Source organism: Synechococcus sp. OH2, assembly GCF_047462155.1.
Lineage (GTDB): Bacteria > Cyanobacteriota > Cyanobacteriia > Thermostichales > Thermostichaceae > Thermostichus.
The window spans coordinates 5,585-7,097 of the sequence record NZ_JANSIR010000085.1 but is presented as its reverse complement, the minus strand read 5'-3'; the positions used below and the strand labels follow the sequence as shown (position 1 = coordinate 7,097).

Genomic DNA, 1,513 nt, shown 5'->3' with positions numbered 1-1,513 from the left:
TACATCCAGAATCAGTCAGAGGGTGCTATCCCTCCCCACCGTATAGACCGTGGGGAATTCCGCACCTTACGTTAACTCTTGCCTAATGCCTCTGAGCACCTGGCATCCTATTTGGGGTGCCATTTTCCGAGTTGGCCCATGAAACCCGGGATCCTGATCTCAGCAGCAGCCAACCAAGAAGCCGCCTTGCTCGAGCTGCTCACACAGCAGCGCGCCCTGGTCTCGCGGTTTTGCTGGATTGTCGAGGGATCCCTAGCCGCCCATTTGACCCAACACCCCAGGCTGACGGTCAAAACCGTTGCCTCTAGGGCAGAATGGCATGCTCAACTTTTTGAGGATAGTACCCAAGCCGTCATTGCCCTCTGGGATGCGGCAGCAGATCCGGCTGGGTTGACAAAGTTGGTTCAAAATTGCCAAGAGGCAAATCTTCCGTTGGCGCTGAATGTGCCCACTGCTCGAGCGCTGCTGCTCTCGTTGGCGGAGCAACGCCTGGGCTATTTGATCTTCAACCCCATTGCTGGCCAAGGGGATGAAACTCAACAACTGGCCCTATTGCGGCAACGCCTATCCGTCGGGATCCGCCTGCAGGTGTTGCTGACTGAACCGGGGCGCGATGCCAAAAGCCTGGCAGAAGAGGCCCTGGCCGCCCGGCCCGATCTGATCATCGCTGCTGGTGGCGATGGCACGGTTTCAGCCGTGGCCGGGGTACTGTTTGGCTCCGGCATTCCCCTGGGGGTGATCCCGCGCGGTACGGCCAATGCTTTTGCCGCGGCGCTGGGGATCCCAACTGATTTGGAAAGGGCTTGCGATCTAATCTTGGCCGGATCGACACGGGTGATGGATGCCGCTCGCTGCAATGGGCAGCCGATGATCCTGCTGGCCGGGATCGGGTTTGAAGCGGAAACGGTCGAACGTGCCAGCCGCGAGTTGAAAGCCCGCTTGGGCCCGCTGGCTTACCTGCTGGCGGGGTTACAACAACTGGCGAACCAGCAACCCTTTCAAGTGACGCTTCAAGTAGATGGAGGTGAGCCGCAGCACTTGCAAGCCACTGCCCTGACCATTGCCAATGCTGCACCGGCCACCTCTGTGCTTGCCCAGGGCCGTGGGCGTGTCAATCCGACGGATGGGCAACTGGATGTGACGGTGGTGCGCGGCCAGGATGACCCCAATTCAGGCAGGCTGTCCCAGACTTTGGCGCGACGGGTGCAATCCCTCGGGGATATGGTGCATCTGTTGGGGGCCTCTCTGGCCAAGCAGGTGCCGCAACTGAAAGGGATCCTCACCTTCAAAGCTTCCCGCATCTGGATTGAGACGACCCCACCCCAAAAGGTGGTCGTCGATGGAGAAGTGGTGGGCACAACCCCCGTCCAGATCGAGGTGATCCCAGGGGGACTGACCGTGATTGCACCACCTGTGCGGAAACCCAACTCCGCCGAAAAGCTCGCCATCTTCTGGGTAAGGCGGATCTCGCCGAGCCTGACCCTGCTGAGCGCAACCGTTGGCCTGGGCGGGA

At 60.3% G+C, this 1,513-nt stretch carries 1 protein-coding gene; it reads left to right on the top strand.

Translation table 11 applies throughout. The features are described from left to right. Positions 1-138: 138 nt before the first annotated feature. The coding region (locus NW835_RS07880; protein WP_414414981.1) for a YegS/Rv2252/BmrU family lipid kinase at positions 139-1,513 on the top strand (1,375 nt) is incomplete at its 3' end.